This is a genomic window from Spirochaeta dissipatitropha (assembly GCF_054657935.1).
Genome location: NZ_BAAHXT010000039.1, coordinates 1 through 1,858, shown reverse-complemented (window position 1 = coordinate 1,858; position 1,858 = coordinate 1). Strand labels below are relative to the sequence as shown.

The 1,858-nt window shown below is 31.5% G+C and carries 2 protein-coding genes; both read left to right on the top strand.

Translation table 11 applies throughout. The features are described from left to right. Window positions 1–27 precede the first annotated feature (27 nt). On the top strand, window positions 28–570 hold the full coding sequence (locus ACYQ2L_RS17095) for a TIR domain-containing protein (RefSeq protein WP_460058324.1): 543 nt from the start codon (window positions 28–30) through the stop codon (window positions 568–570). A 6-nt stretch (window positions 571–576) separates the two neighbouring features. After that, window positions 577–1,719, top strand: coding sequence for a nucleotidyl cyclase domain-containing protein (locus tag ACYQ2L_RS17090; RefSeq protein WP_460058322.1), 1,143 nt, complete (start codon window positions 577–579; stop codon window positions 1,717–1,719). Window positions 1,720–1,858: the final 139 nt, after the last annotated feature.

Genomic DNA, 1,858 nt, shown 5'->3' with positions numbered 1-1,858 from the left:
TCGACTTAGCAAGAAAGAGGAAAAAATATGATCAAATCACATAAGGTATTTGTTAGTTTTCATCATTTCAATGATGAGGAATACCGTAAAAAATTTATAAAGATTTTCAGTGATTTCGCAGAGGTTATTATTGATCAATCTGTTGGTGATGGTGACATAGATCCGGATTTAAAAACCGAAACTATACGCCAGAAAATACGGGATGAATATCTTAGAAATTCTACAGTCACAATTGTCTTAATTGGAACTGAAACATGGAAGAAGAAACATGTTGATTGGGAGATCAGTTCAAGTCTGCGAGATACACAATACAATAAAAGATCCGGTCTTATTGGTCTATTGTTACCAACTCGGAAAGATTATTCTACTGAACATTTTGATCCATATACAATCCCACCTAGACTATACGATAATGTTAGAAACAAATTCGCAAAAATATATAATTGGACAGAGTCGCCTCAAGATATCCAGAGATGGGTACATGCGGCTTTTTTAGATAAAGATAAAATTATTCCGGATAATTCGAGAGATATTTTTCGGAATAATAGATCAGGGAGTAAGTGGGAATAAATAGCAATGGCAGAAACAATGCTCTTAATTTATTTAGATCTAACAGGGTACTCAAAAAATAATGAACTAATTCAACTGGATTTCTTTAAAAAATTTCAACAAGAAATAGACAGCATATTATATGAAGAATTAACTAATATTACTTCACGCGCAATAGCTATTCCAACTGGTGATGGGATGATTATCGGCTTAACTGATTCAAGCGATAAACATATAAAGGCTGTTGATTTCGTTTTTAGAATATTTAAGTGGTGTCATGAGAATGGCTATGGTATGCGTTGTTCTGTTCATGCTGGACCTGTTCATCCTGTTGTTGATATTAATAGACAGAATAATATAATTGGTAATTCAGTAAATGATGCTGCACGAATGTTAGCTGGGACTGATGATAATACAATTGTAATTAGTAAAGAGTTTTTTAGGCGATTTTTACAGCATGACAATCAAAATTTTGATGATATTATAAAAATTCCTGGTTCTGAAATTCGAATTGAAATGTTAGATGAAGACACTGTACTGGATAAACATAGTAATATACATAATGTGGTGAGTGTAAAGATTACTGATGGGGAATCGACTTATGGAATGGATGGTAAAATCCTTACACGTCATTACACTCGCCTTTACGCTAAAGATTATCCAAAAGCACAAAGTCGTGAAAAATTTATTGAACAAATCGAGAATGCATCGCATGTCGTTCTATATGGAATTTATCATCCAAATTTAATTGATATTTTGTCATCTTTAAAGTTAAAATCAAGAAACAGTATTTCTTTCGATGTTTATTTTGCATCATCTGATCTTTCGAAACAATTAACGAATTTCTTTGGTCAAACGGATAAAATATTTGATATTGAAAAGCGGAATGAAACTATAATATATATAAAATCCTGGGCAGAAAAAAATCTTGATTTTGTAACTGTTAATGTTTATGAGTATACTGATTTTCCTACATTCGGACTTTCTGCAATTAATTTTCATCAACAAGATTCTGGTTTTATACATGCTAGTCACTATATTAATAGTATTAAACCAGAAGAAACACCATATATTGAATTAGCATGGAAAACAAAAAGGCCACATCCACTTTACAGTTTTTATTCTCACATTATTACTAATCGAATTGAAAAATTCAGAAATGTAATATGATTGATGTGGTTTTAGAGATATTCAGTTTGTTAAATAAAACGATATAACAATCGCATGCAACTGACAATTTTTTGGCATAGTTTTTGAATACTCAAAAACTATGCCAACCCTGCGGGACAAAATTGCAGCTGATGCGAAT

Bases quoted from the DNA above. Each gene is read 5' to 3' on its own strand.
- ACYQ2L_RS17090 (WP_460058322.1), top strand. From the start codon at position 577: ATGGCAGAAACAATGCTCTTAATTTATTTAGATCTAACAGGGTACTCA.
- ACYQ2L_RS17095 (WP_460058324.1), top strand. From the start codon at position 28: ATGATCAAATCACATAAGGTATTTGTTAGTTTTCATCATTTCAATGAT.